Raw genomic sequence first — 20,718 nt, forward strand, 5'->3', positions numbered from 1 at the left:
TTCATGAGCGAGCACTTCGACGCGATCGTGATCGGCGCGGGACCGGGCGGCGAGGTCGTCGCCGGGCGACTGCTGGATGCGGGCAGACGCGTCGCCGTGGTCGAACGCGAGCTCATCGGCGGCGAATGCGCCTACTGGGCCTGCATCCCCTCCAAGACGCTGCTGCGCACCGCCGAAGTCGCCGAATGGTCCCGGCGCACCCCCGGCGTGCGGCCCGGCGGCCTCGACTGGCAGGAGGCGGCGGACTGGCGCGACGGCATGGTCCGCGGCCTCGACGACGGCAAGCAGCGCGAGAGCTACGAGGACCGCGGCGCCGCCGTCTTCCGCGGCGAAGGCCGCATCACCGCGCCCGGCGAGGTCACCGTCGACGACCGGACCATCACCGCCGAGCACATCGTCATCGCCACCGGCTCCGAGCCGGTCATCCCTCCCGTCCGCGATCTCGGCCGTGAGGACGTGTGGACCAACCGGGAGGCGACCACGGCCGAGCGGATCCCGGAGCGGACCGCGATCATGGGCGGCGGCCCCGTCGGCTGCGAGATCGCCCAGTACCTGCGCCGCCTCGGCAGCGAAGTGACCGTCATCGAGCTCGCCGAAGGGCTCATGTCGGGAGAGGACCCGCGTGTCGGCCAGATCCTCGAAGGCCGGTTCCGCGACGAGGGCATCGAGATCCACACCAAGACCCAGGGCAAATGCCTCGAGAACGGCGGCGGCACCCGAGTCCTCAGTCTCGACGACGGCATCACCGTCACCTGCGACGTCATCGTCGCCGCGACCGGCCGCAAGCCCCGCACCGCCGGACTGGGACTCGACTCGGTCGGCCGCCACGTGCCCGATGGGCAGCCGATCGGGGTCGACGGGTTCTGCCGCGTCACCGAAGGCGTCTGGGCCGTCGGCGACGTCACCGGCGTCATGCCGTTCACGCATGTCGCCAAATACCAGGGCCGCATCGTCGCCGACGCGATCCTCGGCCGTCCCCACACGGCCCGGTACGACGGCATTCCCCGCGTGGTGTTCACCGACCCGGAAGTGGCCGCGGTCGGGCTGACCAAACACCAGGCCAGGGAGAAGGGCCTGCGGACGGCCTCGGTCGAGCTGGACCTCACCGAAGCCCTCGCCAGGCCCTGGACGATGGAGCGCGAACCGACCGGGACGCTCGGCCTCCTGGCCGACGCCGACCGGCGCGTCCTCATCGGCGCCTGGGCCGTGGCTCCGCTCGCGTCCGAATGGATTCACCTGGCGGCCTTCGCCATCAGAGCCGGCGTCCACATCGACGTCCTGCGGGAGCAGGTCGGGCAGTTCCCGACCTTCAGCGAGGGCCTCTTCATGGCTGCCTCGCGACTCGGCATCGACTGAACGCGGCGGCGATCGATGAGCGGCGACTTGACCGAGGAGGAGGCCGAGGACTACATCGGCGGCCACTGCTTCACCGCCGCCAGGCCCGGCCGCATCGGCGTGGAACTGGAGTGGCTCGTCCGCCACGCCCACGACCGGTCCGCGCCGATCAGCCCCGAAGCGTCGCGGGCGGCCGTCGCCCCGCTGGAGGCGGCCGGATCCCTGCCAGGAGGCGGGCGTGTGACCCGCGAGCCCGGGGGCCAGGTCGAACTCAGCACCAGCCCGGCGGCGAGCCTGGCCGAATGCGTCGCCGACGCCGAAGCCGACATGGTCCCGATCCGGGCGGCCCTGGCGTCCCGCGGCCTCGTCCTCGAAGGAGGCGGACTGGACTCGTGCCGCAGTCCCCGGCGCCTCCTCGACGACCGCCGCTACCGGGCGATGGAGGCTTATTTCAACGGGAACCGGGCCGGAACGGCGATGATGTGCTCGACCGCCTCGGTGCAGGTGAACCTCGACGCGGGCGAAGAGCACGGTGTCTTCGGCTACCGGCGGCGCTGGGAACTGGCCCACCGGCTCGGTCCCGTTCTGACCGCCGCGTTCGCCAACTCCGCGCTGATGCGGGGACGACCCACCGGGTGGAAGTCGACCAGGCAGGCGCTGTGGGGACGCCTGGACCCCGGCCGCACCCGGCCCGTGCCCGACGGCGACGAACCGCACCGCGCCTGGACCGCGTACGCGCTGGACGCACCGGTGCTGTGTCTGCGACGCGACCCGCCACAGGAATGGGACGCCCCCGCAGGGCTCACGTTCCGCTCCTGGCTGCGCGGCGACTGCGCCGAGCGCGAACCCACCGTCGAGGACCTCCAATACCACCTGGGGACGCTCTTCCCGCCGGTCCGGCCGAAGGGCTGGCTCGAACTGCGCATGATCGACGCCCAGGACACCGGCGACTGGGTCGTCCCCGTCGCCCTGTGCTCCATGCTCTTCGACGACCCGAAGGCGACGATCGCGGCATGGGAGGCCACCGAACCGCTCGCCGACGGCCGGGCGCCGCATTGGCGCTCCTGGCGTCTGGCCGCCCGCATCGGGCTCGACGACCCGGTCGTCCGCGAAGCCGCGCAAGCCTGCTTCGAAGCCGCCGCCGAGGCCCTGCACCGCTCGGATGCGCCGGCGCGAGTGCGGGACGCCGTCGCCGACTACGCGCTCCGATACCCCGCCCGAGGCCGCTGCCCCGCCGACGGCCAACTCGACACCGCACCGCCCCCGCGGCGACCGCTCCCGACCGACCAGGAGGTCACGCCATGACGCATCCGGGAACCGCCGTCGCGGTCGCACTCCCCAGCCGCCAGGAGGACACGCCATGACGCAACCTGCAGCCACCGTCCCGGCCGCACTCCCCGCCCACCAGGAGGACACGCCATGACCGAATCCGCAACCGCCGTCGCGGCGGCCGACCAGACCGCCTTCAAAGTGCGCGTGCTGGCGGCCCTCGACGCCGCGCGCCGGCGCACCATCGCGCTCACCGACTGCCTCGACGACGAACAGCTCCGCGCCCAGCACTCGCCGCTCATGTCGCCGCTGGTGTGGGACCTGGCGCACGTGGGCAACGTCGAAGAGATCCATCTGCTCCGGGATCTCGGCGACAGGCCGGCGATCCGACCCGACCTCGACGACGTCTACGACGCCTTCGAGCACCCCAGATCCGAGCGACCGCAGCTGCCGCTGCTGTCGCCGACCGAGGCCCGCAGTTACCTCGGCGAAGTCCGGGCCCAGACGATCGAGGTCATCGACTCGCTCGACCTGGCCGACGCACCGGACCGGCGCCAACTGCTGCTGTTCGTCGTCCAGCACGAGCACCAGCACGCCGAGACCATGCTCGCCACCCACCAGCTCCGCGACGGGCCCGCCGTCCTGACCGCGCCCCGGCCCGAATCGGCCGACGCCGAAGTTCCGGGCGGTGAAGTCCGGGTGGAGGCCGGCGAGTTCCAGATGGGCACCTCCACCGACGACTGGGCCCTCGACAACGAGCGGCCCGCGCACTGGGTCGAGACGTCCCCGTACTGGATCGACACCGCGCCGGTCACCAACGAGGCATACCAGCGGTTCGTCGATGACGGCGGGTACGACGAGCCGCGCTGGTGGACCGCCGAGGGCTGGGAGCACCGGCTGGAGACCGGCATGTCGGCGCCGCTGTTCTGGCGGCGGGAGGGCGAGCTGTGGACGCGCCGCCGGTTCGGGCGCACCGAGCCGGTTCCACCGCAGGAGCCGGTCATGCACGTCGGCTGGTACGAGGCCGACGCCTACGCCCGCTGGGCCGGTCGGCGACTGCCGACCGAGGCCGAGTGGGAGAAGGCCGCGCGCTGGGACCCCGAGGGCGGCCTGACGCGCCGCAACCCGTGGGGAGAGGCCGAGCCCGGCGCTGAGCACGCCAACCTCGGACGCCACCTGGAACCGGCGCCGGCCGGTTCCTTCCCGGCCGGCCGGGCCCCGTGCGGGGCTCTCCAGATGCTCGGGGACGTGTGGGAGTGGACCGCGAGCGACTTCGCCGCGTATCCGGGATTCCGCCCGTTCCCGTACGAGGAGTACTCGACGGTGTTCTTCGGCGACCGGTACAAGGTGCTCCGGGGCGGCTCGTTCGCGACGCACCCGGACGCGTGCCGTGCGACGTTCCGCAACTGGGACTTCCCGATCCGCCGTCAGATCTTCGCCGGGTTCCGCACGGCCCGCGACGCGGACTGATGTGCCGCCATCTGGCCTATCTGGGGCCGCCTCGAACGCTCGCCGAGATCCTCATCGAACCGCCGCACGGCCTCTACGAGCAGTCGTTCGCGCCGCGGCGGCAGGTCCACGGCCGAGTCAACGCCGACGGATTCGGCCTCGGATGGTGGACCGGCGGGGCGACCCCGTCGCGGTACCGGCGCGCGGTGCCGATCTGGGCCGACGAGAACCTGGACGACCTGGCCGGGCAGATCCGCAGCGGCGCGATGCTGGGGGCGGTGCGCGACGCGACGACCGGTTCGGCCCTCGACGAGCGGGCCGCGGCCCCGTTCCGCGCCGGCGAACGGCTGTTCAGCCACAACGGCGTCGTGCGCGACTGGCGTCGCCTGCCCGAGCAGATCGACACCGGACTCGGCGTCGGCGAGCTCTTGGCGATGGAGGCGATGTGCGACTCGGCGCTGCTGTGGGCCATGATCGCCGCGCGGCTGTCGGTCGGCCAGAGTACCGAGGCCGCGATCGAGGCGGTCGTCGCCGAGGTGGCCAGGGCCCGTCCCGAGGCGCGGCTGAACGTGCTGGTGATGGACCGGGGCGCGATCACGGCCGCCTGCTGGGGCGACGGCCTGGTGTACCGGCAGAGCGACGGAAGCATCAGGGTGGCCTCGGAGCCGTGCGACGATGTGGACGGCTGGAGCGAGGTGCCGCAGCACCATCTGCTCAGTGCGACCGCCACGGCCGCGACCGTGCGTCCCCTGTCGGTGGCGGCGCAGTTGGAGACATAGGAGGTCGTCATGAGCGGTCGGTTCGGCATCGAGGCGCTGGTACCGGACGGGTACCTCGACGAGCAACTGCGCTCGGACGTGCTCGCCGGATTGACGGGACGACCGAAGTCGCTGCCGCCCAAGTGGTTCTACGACGCGGCCGGGAGCCGACTGTTCGAGCGCATCACGACGCTGCCGGAGTACTACCCGACGCGGGCCGAAAGCGAGATCCTCGACGCGCACGCGGCCGAGGTAGCCGAGTCCACCGGGGCGAGGAGCCTGATCGAACTCGGTTCAGGATCGTCGGAGAAGACCAGGCTCCTCATCGATGCGCTGGAGCCGGAGGTCTACATTCCCGTGGACGTCAGCCGGACCGCTCTGCAGGAGGCCGGCGCGGCGCTCAGCGAGGCCTATCCCGGAATGGAGATCAAGGCGGTCGTCGGCGACTTCCTCGCCGAGTTGCGACTTCCGCGGTCTCCGGCGCCGCGGCTGCTGGCGTTCCTGGGCGGCACCGTCGGCAATCTGCTTCCGGAGCAGCGCGAGGACTTCCTGGCGAGCCTGCGCGGCCTGCTGGAACCGGGCGACGCGCTGCTGCTCGGCACGGACCTGGTCAAGGCGGAGCGGACCTTGATCGACGCCTACGACGACGCCGCCGGCGTCACCGCCGCGTTCAACAAGAACGTCCTGCGCGTGCTCAACCGGCAGCTGCGTGCCGACTTCAATCCCGAGTACTTCACGCATGTGGCCGTGTGGGACCGGGACCGCGAGCGGATCGAGATGCGCCTGCGCGCGACCAGGGACTTCTCGGTGAAGATCGCCGACATGGGCCTGGAGGTCCACTTCGATCAGGGCGAGGAGGTGCTCACCGAGGTCTCGGCGAAGTTCAGGCACGGCACGGTGAGGACCGAGCTGGAGCGGGCCGGCTTCGAGCTGCGGCACTGGTGGACCGACGCCGAACACCGGTTCGCCGTGAGCCTGTCGACCCTCGGTTAGAGGGCACGGGCCCGCGTTACGCGGTCGGGGAGACCGGCTCTAACCAGGTGTCGTCGCCGCTGTCCTCGAAGCAGCCGGAGTCGACGGCGATGGTGATCGTCGTCCGCTCCGGTTGGAGCGCGGCGCTGAATCGGACGTCGCCGTCCCGGGCGCGGCTGATCGCGAAGTCGCTGCGGCCCCAGTAGATGCCGCCGTCGAGATCCTGGTACCCCAGGTCTTCGATCCAGAGCCGATGGATCGCGGCGAGGTCGCTCGCGGCCACGGCCGGTCCGCGGCGGGGGCGTCGCAAACGGCTCATTCGCGGAGCATACGGCGGACCCGCGCCACGGCAAGGCGCGCCCCGTCCAGGGCGCGCCCCACTTCAGACTCGGAAGCCGTAGTCACTCAGGGTGTCCTGTACCGCCTCGTCGCTCTCGTCCGGCTCAGAAGGCCTTGCCGTTCAGGAGCTCCCGGGCCATCACGATCCGCTGGACCTGGTTCGTTCCCTCGTAGATCTGGGTGATCTTGGCGTCGCGCATCATGCGTTCGACCGGGAAGTCCTGTGTGTAGCCGTAGCCGCCGAGGACCTGCACCATGTCGGTGGTGACCTCCATGGCCGCGTCCGAGGCGTAGCACTTGGCGGCGGCGCCGAAGTAGGTCAGGTCCGCGTCCGATCGCTCGGACCTGGCGGCGGCGGCGTAGGTCAGTTCGCGGGCGGCGCTGACCTTCATGGCCGCGTCGGCGAGCATGAACTGGACCGCCTGGAAGCTCGCGATGGGCTTGCCGAACTGTTCGCGCTCGGCGGCGTAGGAGCGGGCCGCGTCGAGTGCGCCTTGTGCGATGCCGAGGGCTTGGGCGGCGATGGTGACGCGGGTGTGGTCGAGGGTGCGCATCGCCAGGGAGAAGCCCTGGCCTTCGGTGCCGATGAGCCGGTCGGCGGGGATGCGGACCGAGTCGAAGTAGACTTCGGCGGTCGGCGAGCCCTTGATGCCGAGCTTTTTCTCAGGGGCGCCGAAGGATACGCCCTGGTCGTCCTTCTCGACGACGAACGCCGAGATGCCGCGCGGTCCGGCTCCGGGTTCGGTGACGGCGAAGACGGTGTAGTAGCGGCTGACTCCCGCGCCGGTGATCCAGCGCTTGACGCCGTCGAGGACCCAGTGGTCGCCGTCGCGGACGGCGCGGGTCTTCATCGAGGCGGCGTCGGATCCGGCCTCGGGCTCGGAGAGGCAGTAGGAGAACATGGCCTCGCCGGAGGCCACGTGCGGCAGGTAGCGCTGTTTGAGCTCCTCCGAGGCGTCGAGCAGCAGCGGCATCGTGCCGAGCTTGTTGACCGCCGGGATCAGGGACGAGGAGGCGCAGGCGCGGGCGACCTCTTCGATCACGATCGCGGTGCCGAGAGCGTCGATGCCGGCGCCGCCGTAGGCGGCCGGGACGTGGGGGGCGTGGAGGTCGGCTGCGCGCAGCGATTCGTACGACGCGGTCGGGAACGAGGCGGTGGCGTCGGCCTCGGCGGCGTGCGGGGCGACGCCCGTTTCGCAGACGTCGCGGGTGGCGCTCCGGATTTCGGAGTATTCTGCTGGCAGCTGGTAGGGGCTGAACCCGGTGGACATCGGCGGCTCCCGGCTCGACGGTCAGGTGTGTTACTCGTGAGTAATCCAGCGCGAGTCTAACGCATCGGACGCCGTGCCGGTGAGACGGAACACCCGGAATTCGCCGTAGTGTCGCTGCAACGTCATCGAGGGTTCACGCGTGAAGCTCAATATACGATGGCGCGTACCGTGGGCGTCCCCAGGCGGCTCCCAGGATTCGTGAGAACCCGCGGACACAGCCGGCCACCGAACTCCGCCGCACCGGCCACCGACGACGAGCAAGGACAGGGCACGCATTAGATGGGCAACGCGACGCAGACCACGGAGACACCGCAGAACACCACCACCCGGCCCCGTATCGCCTTCCTCGGCTGCGGCTACCTCGGCGCCACCTACGCCATCTGCTTCGCCGAACTCGGGTACGAAGTGGTGGGCTACGACGTCGACGAGGCGAAGATCGATTCGTTCTCGTCGGGGACCGTGCCGTTCCACGAGGCGGGCCTGCCGGACCTGCTCAAGAAGAACCTGGAGTCGGGGCGCCTGCGCTTCACCACCGACATCCAGGCGGTCGCCGACTTCGCCGACGTGCACTTCATCTGCGTGGGCACGCCGCAGCGCCCCGGCGACCACGGCGCCGACCTCTCCTACATCGAAGCGGCCGTCACCGAGCTGTCGCGGCATCTGACCCGCAAGTGCCTCATCGTGGGCAAGTCCACCGTCCCGGTCGGCACGGCGAGCTGGGTGCAGGAGATCGTCGACCGCCACGCGCCCGCGGAGCTCGGCATCGAGGTCGGATGGTCGCCGGAGTTCCTCCAGGAGTCCAACGCGATGCACGACGTCCTGCGACCCAACCGCATCGTGTACGCCGCACCGAGCGAGTGGGCTTCCAAGCTGCTGCGCGACGTCCACAAGGGCATTCTGGAACTGGCGGCGGTCGAGGACCGGGAGGTCCCGGTCGTGGAGACCGACCTGGCGACCGCCGAGCTGGTGAAGGTGGCCGCCAACGCGTTCCTGTCGACCAAGATCAGTTTCATCAACGCCATGGCCGACCTGTGCGAGACCACCGGCGGCGACATCACCGACCTGGCCCGAGCCATCGGCTACGACCAGCGGATCGGCAACAAGTTCCTGCGTGCGGGCATCGGCTTCGGCGGCGGCTGCCTGCCGAAGGACCTGCGGGCGCTGGTCACTCGGGCAGGCGAGCTCGGTGTCGGGGAGTCCTTCCGGTTCCTCGGCGAGATCGACCAGGTCAACTCCCGCAGGCGGGTCCACACCGTCCGGGCCATCAGCGAGCTGGCGGACCGCCCGGTCGGGCCGGCCGGGCCGAATCTCCACGGGATCAAGGTGGCCTACCTCGGCGCGACCTTCAAACCCGACACCGACGACATCCGCGACTCCCCCGCCCTGGCCATCGCCCGCAAGCTCCGTCAGGCCCGCGCCGACGTCGTGGTCTACGACCCGGAGGGCATGGACAACGCTCGGGCGGCGGCCCCGGAGCTGACGTACGTCAAGACCCTCGGCGAGGCGGTGTCGGAGGCGGACGTGGTCTGCGCGATGGTGCCGTGGGAGGAGTTCCGCACTCTCGACCCCGAGGCGCTGGGCCGCCAGGTGGCGCAGCGCCGACTGCTCGACGGCATGAACGCCTACGACCCCGAGCAGTGGCGGGCCCACGGCTGGACCTACCGCGGCATCGGCCGCTGAACCTGAGGGAGAGGTCCCGGGGAACGATCACTCGTCGGCGCGTGCTGCAGCGTCGACCCTGGTGAACGGCCAGGCATGGGGCGGCCGCTCGACGAGTTCCTCCGGGGGGTCGGGGAGCGTCCTGGGCGCGTCGGCGCCGACGGCGACCACCACGACCCGGTCGGCGGCGGTGAACACCTCGGTGCGCACCGACTCGGCCAGTGAGGCCGTTCCCTCCTCCAGCACCCACCGCAGCAGCTCCGGCGCTCGGCCCGAGCGGGCCTTGGCCTCCCACATCAGCGTGTCCACCGCGACCGTCCTCCTTCCGCGACCGGCTTCCAGCGCGACCGTCCTTCTCCGGAGACCGGTACCCGGCGCGGCGACGTCATGGGCTGGGCCCGTCTGAGCCGAGACCGTTCCAGCGCCGCGCCTTCGGGCTCGGCAGATCGAACTGGTCGAGCGTGCGGACCACGATGTGGTCGACGATGTCGTCGACGCTCTGCGGGCGGTTGTAGAACGCCGGCACCGGCGGCATGACGACCGCGCCGAGGCGCGAGAGCGCCAGCATGTTCTCCAGGTGGATGTCCGACAGCGGACTCTCCCTCGCCACCAGCACCAGCTTCCGCCGCTCCTTGAGGACCACGTCCGCGGCCCGGCCGATGAGGCCCTCGGTGTACCCGGTCCTGATCCCGGCGACGGTCTTCATGCTGCACGGCGCGATGATCATCCCGTCGGTGCGGAACGAGCCCGAGGCGATGGGCGCGGCCTGCTCGGTGGGCCCGTAGCTGTGATCGGCCATCGCGGCGACCTCGGCGGCCGAGAAGTCGGTCTCGAGCTTCAGCGTGGTGCGCGCCCACTTGCTGATCACCACGTGGGTCTCGACCTGTTCGAGCTCGCGGAGCGCTTGGAGGATCCGGACGCCGAAGACCGCCCCGGTGGCCCCGGTGATGCCGACGATCAATCTCACGGTTGAACCGTATGCCCGCCCGAGCCGATCCGCCAACGGGCGGGCCGATGAGCGAGGCCGCTCACCCCGCGCACCCGGCCGTCCCGCACAGCGGCGGTGCGGTCATCGCAGATGCTCGGGCATTCGCCGCCCGGGCAGCAGCGCCAGGAACGCCAGCGCGATCACGCCGAGCGACATGCCGGCCTGCGCCGCCAGCGGCAGGCCGAGGAGCCCGCCGTCGTCGCCGCCGTCGGCATCGGTCCGGCCGGGCTCGTCGACCTCCGGCTCGCCCGCGTCGCCGTCTCCCTCCGGAGCGGGCCCGCTCGGGCCGTCGCCGCCGTCGGACGTGCCGGGGCCGTCCGATTCCTCGGCGTCGGGCGTGCCGTCGCCGTCGTAGTCGGGGCTGGGGGATTCGGGCGGGTAGATCGGGTTGGTCTCATCCGCGTTGGTCCAGTCGACCCGCGGAGGCTCATCGGTGTGCGGAGGGAATGACAGAGCGCTCACCGCGCCTAGTATGGCTGCGGCGAGTACCAGACGCAGTAGCCGGTTCTTGCGCACAGGTACACCTTAGTTGCAATGCACCACGGACGCCCGCCTGTTGCCCGGTATAACTCGGACGAGTTCGCTTGACGGGCTTGGGGCTTCGGCGCCGCTGATGTCAGGCGCGGGCGGCGCGTCGGGTGCCGACGACGACCGATCCGATGAACGTTCCCGCTATGTAGACGGCCAGCGTCGCGAAGACCGCCGCCGCCGCAACGGGTCCGGTCGCCGTGGAGACCGCGGCGGCGCCGATCGCGATGACACAGCGGGCGGGCCAACCGAGTCCGAGGTCGCGGCGGCTGACCGGGGACGCGGCCTTGTCGAGTCCGGCGGCGAGGTCGTAGAAGTAGAGGGCGACGACGCCCAATAGCGCGAACAGGATCGGCCAGGGGACGTCGGCGACGAGGCCGGCTGCGGTGATGACGCCGAGTTCGACGGCGCGCAGTCCCGCGGGGACGAGCCAGTCGAAGATGCCGTCGTGGTCGGAGCGGGCCGAGGCGAGGCCGGCGGCCACGGCGACGGCGGCGACGATGAGGGGAATCCACGGCGCGGAGCCGTCGGCGGCGCGCCATACGGCGACCGCCGCGGCGGCGACCGCGAAGGCGGTCGAGACGGCCGGGACGTTCGAGTACCGGTTGCGGTTGGGCGGCATGATCCGGGCGAGGAGTCCGTCGTCGCGGTGGGCGGCCCTGTCGGGGCGGCGCAAGGCGGCGGTTCGGGCGGCGAGGGTGCGGATGGACCGGCCGGCGCTGGTGTAGGCGAGGGCGAACAGCTGCCAGGTCAAAAGCGCGGCGATGGCCGTCCGGGGGCCGAAGGCGCACGCGGTCACGGCCAGCAGGAGCCAGCGTTCGCCGACGCCGGCGACGATGGTGCGTTTGGCCCAGTACAGGGGCGAGCGGTGGGCGCCCATGACCTGCTCCGAGGCGGAGCCGAGGCGTTGGCCGAGGTGGGCGGCGCGTCCGACGGGCGGGGCGGTCTCGCGTTTGCGGGCCCGCCGGACGACGGCGGTGTCGAGCAGGACGGCGTACCAGGTGTCGGCGGTGTGCCGGACGGTCTGGGTCGTCATGGCGGCGATGGCGAGACCCCAGGCCGCGGCGGTGCTCCCGTCGAGGGCGGCTCCGGCGGCGAGCCCGGCGTATATGGCGTATTCCTTGCCGCGGTCGGCCATCATGTCGAGCCAGCCGCCGAAGGAGGAGAAGTTCTGGGAGTAGCGGGCGAGCTGGCCGTCGACGCAGTCGAGGACGAAGCTGAAGTACATCAGGGCCGCGGCCAGGAGGTACCACGGGCTGAAGCCGGTGGCGAAGACGCCGGCCGCGCCGAGGGCGAGGGCGATGGAGACCCAGGTGATGGTGGTCGGCTGCAGGCCGAGGCGGGCGGCGAAGGTGACGAGCCTCGGCGACCAGGAGGAGACGGCGTAGGTCGCGAAGAGGTCGTCGTCGTGTTTGACGGCGTTCCGCAGCCGCCAGGCGTCGATGTCGACCGCTTCGAACTCGGCGATGGTCCGCTCGGCCTCTTCGGCGTCGCGGACCTGGCGGTGAGGCAGGCCCGGCGTCTTGTAGGCGGTGACGGGTATCGCCCGGGCGTGGAGGGCCGCGAGCACGGCTTCGAAGGCGTCACCGGCGGCGGGACCGGGCATGTTCCGGTCCGGCCAATGGCGGCGCAGGCGTCTGAGGTGGGCTTCGGAGACTTTGGCGAGGCCGCCGAGCCGGGCCGGTCCGGGCCCGGGGCCGGTGACGAGGCCGCGTTCGACGCTCACCGGCGCGGCGGCGGGGTCGTCGGTGCCGACCAGGACGCCCGAACGCCGAGAGGAGTCGGAGAGGACGGCGGCGACGGTGGTCTGGGAGGCCACGAGGTCGGCGTGGACCAGGTAGAGGTGGCCGGGGCCCTCGAAGGCGATCTCGGCGAGGTGCGCGAGGTCGGCGGCGGTGTCGGCGGATTCGATCTGCGCGGCCTTGGCGGTGGGGTCGGTGCCGGGCCGGTGCAGGACGGTGACGTCCTCGCATCCGGCTTCGCGGATCTGCGCGATGAGCCGGTCGAGGACGGTGAGATCGCTGGAGATTTCGATGGAGCCGCCGCCGGCCGGCAGGATGACGGCTCGGCTCACGAAGCCGCCTTGGCCGGCTGCGCCTGCTGCGCGGCCCGCTGCTTCTTCTTCTCGGCCTTGCGCTTGGCCTCGGCCTCCTCGGCCTTCTTGTAGGAGTCGAGGGCTTCTTGGACGGTGCCGTCGGTGACCACGCGACCGGTGTCGAGGAAGATGCCGCGCTCGCAGTACTTCTTGAGGTCGCCTTCGGAGTGGGAGACGAACACGAGGGTGCGGCCCTCGTCGAGCAGTCCGCGGATGACCCCGTGGCACTTCTTCTTGAAGGCCGCGTCGCCGACGGCGAGGGCCTCGTCGACCAGCAGGATCGGGTGCGGCAGTTGGGTGATGACGCCGAAGCCGAGCCGGACCTTCATGCCGGAGGAGTAGTGCTTGACGGGAGTGTCGATGAAGTCCTCGAGTTCGGAGAAGTCGACGATCTCGTCGAACTTGGCCTTGATCTCCTTGTTGGTCATGCCGTGGAGCGCTCCGACCAGGTTGACGTTCTCGCGGCCGGTGAGGTCGCCGGAGAAGCCGGCGGAGAGCGCGATGAGCGGGGCGACGCGGCCTTCGCGGCGCACGTAGCCTTCGTCGGGGATGAGCACGCCGGTGATCAGGCGCAGCAGCGTCGACTTGCCGGTGCCGTTGCGACCGATGATGCCGACCGAGTCGCCCGCGAAGATGTCGAAGTCGACGTGGCGCAGTGGCCAGAAGTCCTCGGCGGCGGCGCCCTGCTTGTTGGCCGAGCGCCGGACGAAAAGGTCCTTGACCCGGCCCTTCTTCTGCTTGCCTTTGGCGAAGCGGATTCCGAGGTTCCGAGCCTGGATGATCGGTTCCTCCATGGGGGCTGCCTCCCAGAACAGGTGGTTGATGCGGCGCGCCAATACTACCGCTCGCCCCCGACCGGACGGTGGCGGCCGAGTCGGGTCGGGAGGATGGCCGGTTCTAACCGGTTGTGCTCCTGAACGGGCACTATGCCGGACGCTTTGCGGCGTTCGGCGGCCAGGCGTTCGACCTCGATGGCGGCCAGGATCCGACGGAAGGTCACCTCGGCGCGCTCGTTCGAGGCGAGCGTGTCTCGGCGGGCTCGTCGGGCCTCGTACCAGGCCAGCGCCACTCCGGCGAGCGTGAGCAGGCTCATCAGCAGGGACAGCGACGACACCAGGCGCTGGTCGCCGAAGAGCGCCACGGCCACGAGGGTGCCGGCGGCGACCAGGCCGCAGACGGCGGCGAGGCGCCGCAGCGGCGGGCGTCCCAGGCGGTTGTAAACGGCTTTGATCAGTGTTCTCACTGGCGGAACCTTCACACGTCGGCCGTGTCCGACAGGACGTCGGACACGAGTTTGCGATAGGAGTCGTGGCTGAACCGCTCGCGCACCCGCTGCTGGGCGAGCGCGCTGCGCGCCAGGAAGCGCTCGGGATCGGCGTAATGGGCGTCGACCAGGCCCACCACCTCCGCGGGCTCACAGTACAGCGCGGCGTCGCCGAAGGTGGCCTCGAATCGCGGCGGCAGGACCACGACGCAGCCGGAGGCGAGCGCTTCGAGTGCGGCGCGGCCGAAGGCCTCGTACTGCCTGGGGTGGGGGAAGTAGACCCAGAAGTCGAGTTGGTAGAGGAAGGACTCGACGTCGGTCTCGTTGTACCCGTAACAGGTCCATTCGGGCGGGGCGTCCTTGCCGGTGAGGAGGCGGACGGTCTTGACCCCGCCCATGACGCGCACGTCCCAGCGGCCGTCACCGGGGTAGACGGTGAAGAGGTCCTCGGCCGCCGGCCACTTGGTCCGGTCGTCGCGCGAGTGCCGGCCGACCACCGGCATGATCGAGCGGAAACCGGTGCGCGGCGGCGCGATCTGGGCGTCGTCGATGATGCCGGGCATGTCGAAGCCGGCGAGCCTGCCGGCGGTGAGGCCGGACAGCGCTTCGCGCACCTGTGGTCCCTGGGGCACCCAGAGCGGTTCGACGCCGAACATCTCGCGGGCGTTCGCGTGGCAGGCGTCGGGGATGTAGCGGGTGTCGGAGCCGTCGCGTTCGGCCGGCGCCTGGTTGGCGAGGACGATCAGCCGCTCGGGCCGGACCTGTGAGCGCTCGCCGGAGCGGTACTGGAGGATCGGCGGGTAGCGCAGGACCATGAGGTCGCATTCGACGTCGTCGGTGGGCAGTACCTGGTCGACGACGCCTTCGTTGATCAGCCGCTGGACGGGTGCGCACATGGGCCGGTCCTCGGTGGTCATGTGCCGCCACGACTCCAGGTGCATGACCGCCAGGCGCAGGCCTTGGCCGCTGAGCGCCTTGATCTCCTCGATGGTGGACTTCTGGGGGCCGCCGAAGGGCCGCCAGTCGAGCGTGAAGACGATGTCGAACCGGCGGCGGCGCTGGTCGCGTCCGGCCACGGCGGTGTGGTAAGGAGCCCAGAAGGGCCGGTGGCTCGGGTTGCGCGGCAGGTAGGGATCGGCCGTTCCGGCGGCGATCTCCTGGTGCCAGAGCGGGTAGGCCGACTGGTAGGCGCGGCGGGAGGGGTGCTTCCAGCCGGGGCCGAACTCGTCGCGGGACAGCGAACCGGGGGCCTGGCGCATGAGCGTGTCGCACCGGCCGTGGAGGCGCAGTACGGCCTCTTTGCCGAAGGCGGCGGCGACACGGTGGAGGAACTCGGTGTCGGCGCCCTTGCGGACCTCGTCGTAGTAGCCGACGCGGTCGAGGACGTTCCGGCGGAACATCATCGAGGCGGTGGAGACGGTGGTCAGGACCCGCCCTGGTCGGGTGGCGGTGAGATCCTCGCCGAACAGGAACGCTTCGGAGTGGGTCAGCTGGAGCGCCGGATCGTCCAGCAGTGGAGCGATCGAGTTCGCGAGGCGGCCCGGGGCCGCCCAGTCGTCGGAGTCCAGACCGGTGATGAAGTCGCCCGTGGCGGCGTCGAAGGCGGTGTTGCGGGCGCGGAAAGTGCCGCCGTTGACCGACTGGCGGAGCACGCGGACGCGGTCGTCGAGAGCGGCGACCTCGTCGAGGATCGGGTCGTACTCGGGCCCGGACGCGTCGTCGACGACGAGGATCTCTAGGTTCCTCCAGGTGCCGTCGAGCAGGGACCGGACGGCGGTGCGCAGGGCGTGGTCGGGCCGGTATGCGGTCATGACCACCGAGACCTTGGGGCCCGAGTCGATCGCGGGAGCCGAGCCGGAGCGCAGCCGGTCGAACCAGCTCGGACCGGGCTCGGGGTCCAGGCGCAGGGCCGGTTGGTCGCACAGGTGGGCGAGGTGCCGGATCCAGGCGCGCCGGTCGCCGCCGCGGTCGGGGTGGGCGAGGTCGGCTTCGAGGGCGGCGCGCTCGAGCCGCGGCATGCGCTTGTAGCGGCGCATGAGCGACCTGACGCGGTCGAGTCGGCCGAGGATGAGGGCGAGCTGGGCGTGGAGGGCCTGGTGGCTGCCGGGGATGCGCCGGTGTCCGGCGATGCGGACCGCCAGATCGTAGAGTGCGAGCGCTTCGCGGCGATCGTCTTCGGTGCCGAATTGGAGGGCGGTGACGCGCGCGAGGTCGCAGAGTCCGCCGGGGTCGATGGAGCCGCGCGGTTCGCCCGATCGGGCGATTTCCAGCAGCCGGTCGAGACTGAATTCGCGGGAGGCGGCGCGGGCGAGCAGGTGCCGTGCGCTCCGAGAGCGAGTGCGCAGGGCCGTCGCTACCAGAGTGCCCGGGCGACGATTCCGGGCACGCGACAAATGGTCGTCGGTAAGGCGGGCCGGGTAGCGCTCGGTCTCGTCGTCGAAGTTCATGAAGTCCGCGTCTCCAGGTCGAATTCGGCATGGCCGCCGCGGCGCCGACCGCGACTATCATGAATTGAATTCAAACAATTGTCTTCAGTTTCGTAAACGGCGATCAAACCGGACGCCCGCCATATGTCGCCGAATGCCGGCGAGCTATTGTGAGCCCGAAATGAACGACTCACCAAAACGCCCTCGCATCGTCCGGAACGACTATAGGGCTCTGCATCCGCCGACCGCCACGGACTGGCGGCCGAGCCTCGAAGTGAGCGTAGTCATACCCGCATACGGCGGGCAGGAGAAACTCGACCTTACCCTGGCGGCGCTGGCGGCCCAGACTTATCCGGCCGAATTGACCGAAGTCATCGTCGTCGACGACAACTCCGAACCGCCGCTGCGTCTGCCCGACCTGCGACCGGAACGCACCCGCCTGGTCGTCGCCAATCCCCAGTCCTGGGGTTCGGCCCACGCCGTCAACACCGGCGTGGCCGCCGCCGACGGCGCGGTGGTCCTCCGCCTGGACGCCGACATGGTCCCCTGGAGAGACCACGTCGAAGCCCAGATGCGCTGGCACCACGCCGCCGACTACCTGGCCGTCCTCGGACACAAGCGCTTCGTCGACTGGGCCCCCGGAGAGCGGACCCCCGAGCAGGTCTACGAGAAGATCGTCTGCGGTGAAGGGCACTCGCTGTACGAGATCGAATCGTCCCGGCCGCACTGGATCGAGAACGTCATCGCCGACACCGACGGCCTGACCGCCCACCACCCCGGCAACTACCGCGTCTTCATCGGCGCCACCGGGTCGCTCCACCGCGACTTCTTCAAGACCGTCGGCGGCCTCGACACGGGCCTGCGCCTGGGCAGCGACACCGAGTTCGCCTACCGCCTCGCCCAGGCCGGAGCGGTGTTCGTGCCCGAGACCGACTCATCGGCCTGGCACCTGGGCTTCCCCCAGATGCAGGAGAAGGAGGCCGAGGGCCGCCTGCAGCGCCTGCCCTACATCGCCCAGCGCGTCCCACTGCACGGCATGCGCCGCACCGCACCGCCTCGCGCCTGGCGCGTCCCGCTGGTCGACGTCCTGATCGACGTCGGCGACGCCACCGTCGCCGACGTCGACGCCGCCGTGGCCCCACTCCTGGCCGGCGCCGACGCCGACCTCCGCATCACCCTGGTCACCGACCAGGACCCGCCCCGGCACGACCGTGAGGCGATTCTTTCGGGAACCGGCGCGCAACTGCGCCTGATCGAGGAGATGTACGACGCCGAGTCCCGCGTCCGCATCGCCACCGACGCGCCCGAGACCGACCCGGCCGTGCCCTACCGGCTGCTGCTGCCGCGTCCGGTGCCGCTGCGGCCCGACTCGATGACCAAACTGCTGGCCACCGCGACCCGCGAGGACGCGGGCCTGGTCCTCGCCGAGCTTCCCGGAGCCGGACCGGCCCGCTTCGAACGCACCGCCGCCTTCGCCCGCGCCCGCCACATCACCGGCGGCGACGGCGACCTCGACCAGGTCGTCGCCGGCATCTGGGGCGCCGTCGCGCACCGCGGCCTGGCGGCACCCGAACCCGGCAACACCGCCTTCACTCCTCCGCCGACGGACCTGGCCCGCCGCCTCGTCCGCCGGTTCTTCAACGCCCGCCAGCGTGCGCGCCTGCGCAGCATCGTGAAGCGATAGGAGTCGGCCATGGCCGGTCCGAACATCCGCGGCAACGACTACGGGACGCTGTCCCCGCCCTCGGGCGAGTGGTCGCCGCGGCTGAGCGTCAGCGTCGTCATTCCGGCCCACGGGCATCAGGAGCGACTCGATGTGGTCCTCGCCGCGCTCGCGGCGCAGTCCTACCCCGAGGAACTGCTGGAGGTGGTCGTCGTCGACGACGGTTCGGCGCCACCGCTCCGGTTGCCGGATCTGCGCCCCAAGACCGCCCGGATCGTGCCACCGCTGCCGGGCGGTTGGGCCTCGGCCCACGCCACCAACTCCGGGGTCCAACGCGCCGACGGCGATGTGATCCTGCGCCTCGACTCGGACATGCTCGCGTTCGGCGACCACGTCGAGTCGCAGATGCGCTGGCACCACGCGGCCGACTACCTCGCGGTGCTCGGCCACAAGCGCTTCGTGGACTACCGTCCCGGCGACCTCGATCCCGAGACGGTGTACGAGGCGGTCAAGGACGGACGCGCGCAGGAGCTGTTCGACCGCGAATCGTCCGAGCCGCAGTGGATCGAGACGATCATCGATCGCACCGACGACCTCAAGGACGCCGACCACCGGGCCTTCCGCGTCCTGGTAGGGGCCTCTTTCTCGGTCCCTAGGGCGCTGTACAAGGCGTCGGGGGGCATGGACGCGGACGTCATTCTCGGATCGGACACGATCTTCGGATACCGGCTCCACCAGGCCGGCGCGGCGTTCGTGCCGGACGCGGCCTCCTCGTCCTGGCATCTGGGGCCGCGGCAGATCACCGCCCGCGGCGATCTGGCCAAGCGCTACCGCAAGCCGCACATCGCCAACCGGGTGCCCGAGCTGGACGCGAAACGGCCCCGGGCGGAGCGGTCCTGGGCGACGCCGCGGGCCGAGGTCTTCATTGAAGCCGGTCCGGGCGCCGAGGCCTGCGCGGACCGGGTGCTGGCCGGGGCGGTGCCGGACGTGCGGGTGACGCTGATCGGCGAATGGCCTGGAGCGCTGCCGCACCGCCATGCTCCGCTCGACGACCCCGACTTGGACCTGCGGCTGCTGGCCGAGGCATACCGGGGTGAACCGCGCGTGCGGCTCGCCTCGCGGGCCGAGATCGACCAGAGCGTCCCGTACCGGATCTGGCTGCCCGTCGGCGCCCGTCCGGTCGCCGAAGCGCTGCGGCTGCTCATCGCGCATGCCAACGAGCGACGGCTCGGGCTGCTGGAAGTGGCCGTCGACGACGGCGTGGCGCGACTCGAGCGGACCGCCGCCAAAGCGCGGGCCGACCACTTGGGCGTCGACATCACCGAGGTGTGGGGGGCCGAGAAGGTCGCCGAAGGGCCCCTGGCGGAGGCGCTCAGCGGCGGGTCCGCGAAGCGGTCAGGAACCGCGCGACCGCGACGACGGGCCGGCGACGGTATGCGCGGCCGGATGCGCGGCGTCCTCCGTCGCCTCGCCGGGCGCGGCTGAGGCCGAGCCGGTGGCCGGGCGTTCGCTGTGGCCGCCGCGGCGCCATGCCCTGGCGGTCCACTGACCGAGCCGCCAGCCTTGGCGCAGCAGTTCGTAGCCGACATAGGCGCGTGCCGCGAGCAGACGCTGCTTGAGGCCGGTGACACCGGAGGAGGGACGCCACGCCTCCGGGCCGGGGTGATGGCGGCGGTACAGCTCCGAGGTGCGGTGGAAGAACTCGCGGCGCCGCTTCGGTTCGACGCGCTCGGTGTTGCCGATGACCAGCAGCAGGTGCCAGACCATGTGGTTGAACAGCGCCACGCGGACGCCGGTGTCGTCGACCTTCTCGAAGTCGTCCCAGACCCGCTGCCACTGGGTGAAGACGTCGAAGTGGCGGTCGTCGCGAGTGCGGGTGATGGAGGAGCCGGCGCGCTGACGCCACTGGTAGCAGCACTCGGTGACCACCGCCATGCGCTCGGCGCGGCGGAACAGGCCGTAGGTCCAGGGGATGTCGGTGTACCAGCCGGACGGGAAGTCGAGGTCGATGGCGGTCAGGAAGTCGCGCCGGGAGACCTTGGTCCACGGAGTGTGGGTGTAGTCGACGATGCCGGGCCACTGCGCGAGAGTGAAGTCGGCCGGGTCGACCGGGCAGCGCCCGGCGAGCTCCGCGAGTTCGCCGACCTCCACCGCGCCGGTGTCGCGGACCTTCTCGTGCTGGACGAGGATGACGTCCGGGCCGTTGTCGGCGCCGCGCGCGGCCGCGATGACGCGGTCCACCGCCCCGGGCTTGAGTTCGTCGTCGGCGTCGACGAACCACACGTAGTCGCCTTTGGCGTGGGTCAGGCCGAAGTTGCGGGCCGGCCCCGAGCCGGCGTTCCCCGGCGTGGAGACCACGCGGATGCGGGCGTCGTTCTGGGCGTAGGCCTCGGCGATCGTGCGCGATCCGTCCGGCGAGCAGTCGTCGGCGATGATGACCTCGAGCTCGTCCCCGCCGCCTTCGACGATGCTGTCAAGGCATCCCGCGAGGTAATCCTCGGCTCGGAAGACGGGAATGACGATGCTCAAAGACGGCATGAAGTGATAGTAACCTGAACGGAACACCGGCAGTGGACATCGAATACGTCCGCGAGTCGGCCTGGGAAATCGCATTCCGCCATGTGAGCGGGCCATTCGCACCGCCGTTTCGACACCGGTCCGCGACACGCCGAGCAATTCCAAATTCAGGTGAACAATGGCCG

General features: G+C 71.0%; 18 protein-coding genes. 8 read left to right on the plus strand and 10 right to left on the minus strand.

Going from position 1 to position 20,718, the window contains the following annotated elements; translation table 11 throughout:
* The first annotated feature begins 3 nt into the window (after positions 1–3).
* From ACYVL2_RS11895 to egtD, 5 genes are all read left to right on the plus strand, one after another.
* Positions 4–1,356, plus strand: a complete 1,353-nt coding sequence (locus ACYVL2_RS11895) for a dihydrolipoyl dehydrogenase family protein (RefSeq protein WP_460543492.1) — start codon at positions 4–6, stop codon at positions 1,354–1,356.
* A gap of 15 nt (positions 1,357–1,371) precedes the next feature.
* Positions 1,372–2,640 (plus strand): glutamate--cysteine ligase family protein, encoded by a 1,269-nt coding sequence (gene egtA, locus ACYVL2_RS11900; protein ID WP_460543495.1) that lies wholly within the window; start codon positions 1,372–1,374, stop codon positions 2,638–2,640.
* Between the two features lie 114 nt (positions 2,641–2,754).
* Positions 2,755–4,074, plus strand: coding sequence for an ergothioneine biosynthesis protein EgtB (gene egtB, locus ACYVL2_RS11905; RefSeq protein WP_460543497.1), 1,320 nt, complete (start codon positions 2,755–2,757; stop codon positions 4,072–4,074).
* Positions 4,074–4,832, plus strand: coding sequence for a class II glutamine amidotransferase domain-containing protein (gene egtC / locus ACYVL2_RS11910; protein WP_460543499.1), 759 nt, complete (start codon positions 4,074–4,076; stop codon positions 4,830–4,832). Before egtB ends, egtC begins: the two co-directional genes overlap by 1 nt.
* Before the next feature lie 9 nt (positions 4,833–4,841).
* A complete protein-coding gene (egtD, locus tag ACYVL2_RS11915) occupies positions 4,842–5,804 on the plus strand; it encodes an L-histidine N(alpha)-methyltransferase (protein WP_460543502.1) in 963 nt (320 codons plus the stop codon).
* Between the two features lie 16 nt (positions 5,805–5,820).
* Here the strand turns inward: egtD and ACYVL2_RS11920 are convergent, their stop codons facing one another.
* Positions 5,821–6,102, minus strand: a complete 282-nt coding sequence (locus tag ACYVL2_RS11920; RefSeq protein ID WP_460543505.1) for a hypothetical protein — start codon at positions 6,100–6,102, stop codon at positions 5,821–5,823.
* Between the two features lie 124 nt (positions 6,103–6,226).
* Positions 6,227–7,393: an acyl-CoA dehydrogenase family protein gene (locus tag ACYVL2_RS11925; RefSeq protein ID WP_460543507.1), complete on the minus strand. Its 1,167-nt coding sequence runs from the start codon at positions 7,391–7,393 to the stop codon at positions 6,227–6,229.
* A 279-nt stretch (positions 7,394–7,672) separates the two neighbouring features.
* Here ACYVL2_RS11925 and ACYVL2_RS11930 point away from each other — a divergent pair, with 279 nt between their 5' ends.
* Positions 7,673–9,073 (plus strand): UDP-glucose dehydrogenase family protein, encoded by a 1,401-nt coding sequence (locus ACYVL2_RS11930; protein WP_460543509.1) that lies wholly within the window; start codon positions 7,673–7,675, stop codon positions 9,071–9,073.
* A 27-nt stretch (positions 9,074–9,100) separates the two neighbouring features.
* Here the strand turns inward: ACYVL2_RS11930 and ACYVL2_RS11935 are convergent, their stop codons facing one another.
* The 7 genes from ACYVL2_RS11935 to ACYVL2_RS11965 form a co-directional block, all read right to left on the minus strand.
* Positions 9,101–9,361 carry a hypothetical protein gene (locus ACYVL2_RS11935; RefSeq protein ID WP_460543511.1) on the minus strand — a complete coding sequence of 87 codons (261 nt, stop codon included), beginning with the start codon at positions 9,359–9,361 and terminating at the stop codon, positions 9,101–9,103.
* A gap of 76 nt (positions 9,362–9,437) precedes the next feature.
* Positions 9,438–10,019, minus strand: coding sequence for a non-oxidative hydroxyarylic acid decarboxylases subunit B (locus ACYVL2_RS11940; protein WP_460543513.1), 582 nt, complete (start codon positions 10,017–10,019; stop codon positions 9,438–9,440).
* A gap of 102 nt (positions 10,020–10,121) precedes the next feature.
* The gene (locus ACYVL2_RS11945; RefSeq protein WP_460543515.1) at positions 10,122–10,502 is read right to left on the minus strand and encodes a hypothetical protein; all 381 of its coding nucleotides are present in this window, start codon (positions 10,500–10,502) and stop codon (positions 10,122–10,124) included.
* Positions 10,503–10,656: 154 nt separating this feature from the next.
* Positions 10,657–12,642 carry a CDP-alcohol phosphatidyltransferase family protein gene (locus ACYVL2_RS11950; protein WP_460543517.1) on the minus strand — a complete coding sequence of 662 codons (1,986 nt, stop codon included), beginning with the start codon at positions 12,640–12,642 and terminating at the stop codon, positions 10,657–10,659.
* Positions 12,639–13,457 (minus strand): ABC transporter ATP-binding protein, encoded by an 819-nt coding sequence (locus ACYVL2_RS11955; protein ID WP_460543519.1) that lies wholly within the window; start codon positions 13,455–13,457, stop codon positions 12,639–12,641. Before ACYVL2_RS11955 ends, ACYVL2_RS11950 begins: the two co-directional genes overlap by 4 nt.
* A 44-nt stretch (positions 13,458–13,501) precedes the next feature.
* The gene (locus ACYVL2_RS11960) at positions 13,502–13,906 is read right to left on the minus strand and encodes a hypothetical protein (RefSeq protein ID WP_460543520.1); all 405 of its coding nucleotides are present in this window, start codon (positions 13,904–13,906) and stop codon (positions 13,502–13,504) included.
* 11 nt (positions 13,907–13,917) lie between these two features.
* Complete coding sequence (locus tag ACYVL2_RS11965) at positions 13,918–16,374, minus strand: glycosyltransferase (protein ID WP_460543522.1); 2,457 nt, start codon at positions 16,372–16,374, stop codon at positions 13,918–13,920.
* A 253-nt stretch (positions 16,375–16,627) separates the two neighbouring features.
* Between ACYVL2_RS11965 and ACYVL2_RS11970 the strand changes: the two genes are divergently transcribed.
* Complete coding sequence (locus tag ACYVL2_RS11970; RefSeq protein WP_460543524.1) at positions 16,628–18,037, plus strand: glycosyltransferase; 1,410 nt, start codon at positions 16,628–16,630, stop codon at positions 18,035–18,037.
* 9 nt (positions 18,038–18,046) lie between these two features.
* Positions 18,047–19,501, plus strand: coding sequence for a glycosyltransferase family 2 protein (locus tag ACYVL2_RS11975; protein WP_460543527.1), 1,455 nt, complete (start codon positions 18,047–18,049; stop codon positions 19,499–19,501).
* Here the strand turns inward: ACYVL2_RS11975 and ACYVL2_RS11980 are convergent.
* Entirely contained in the window at positions 19,412–20,554 is a 1,143-nt protein-coding gene (locus ACYVL2_RS11980; protein ID WP_460543529.1) for a glycosyltransferase family 2 protein, read from the minus strand. The two genes, ACYVL2_RS11975 and ACYVL2_RS11980, sit on opposite strands and share 90 nt — an antisense overlap.
* Between the last annotated feature and the right edge of the window lie 164 nt (positions 20,555–20,718).

Source organism: Glycomyces halotolerans (assembly GCF_054779575.1).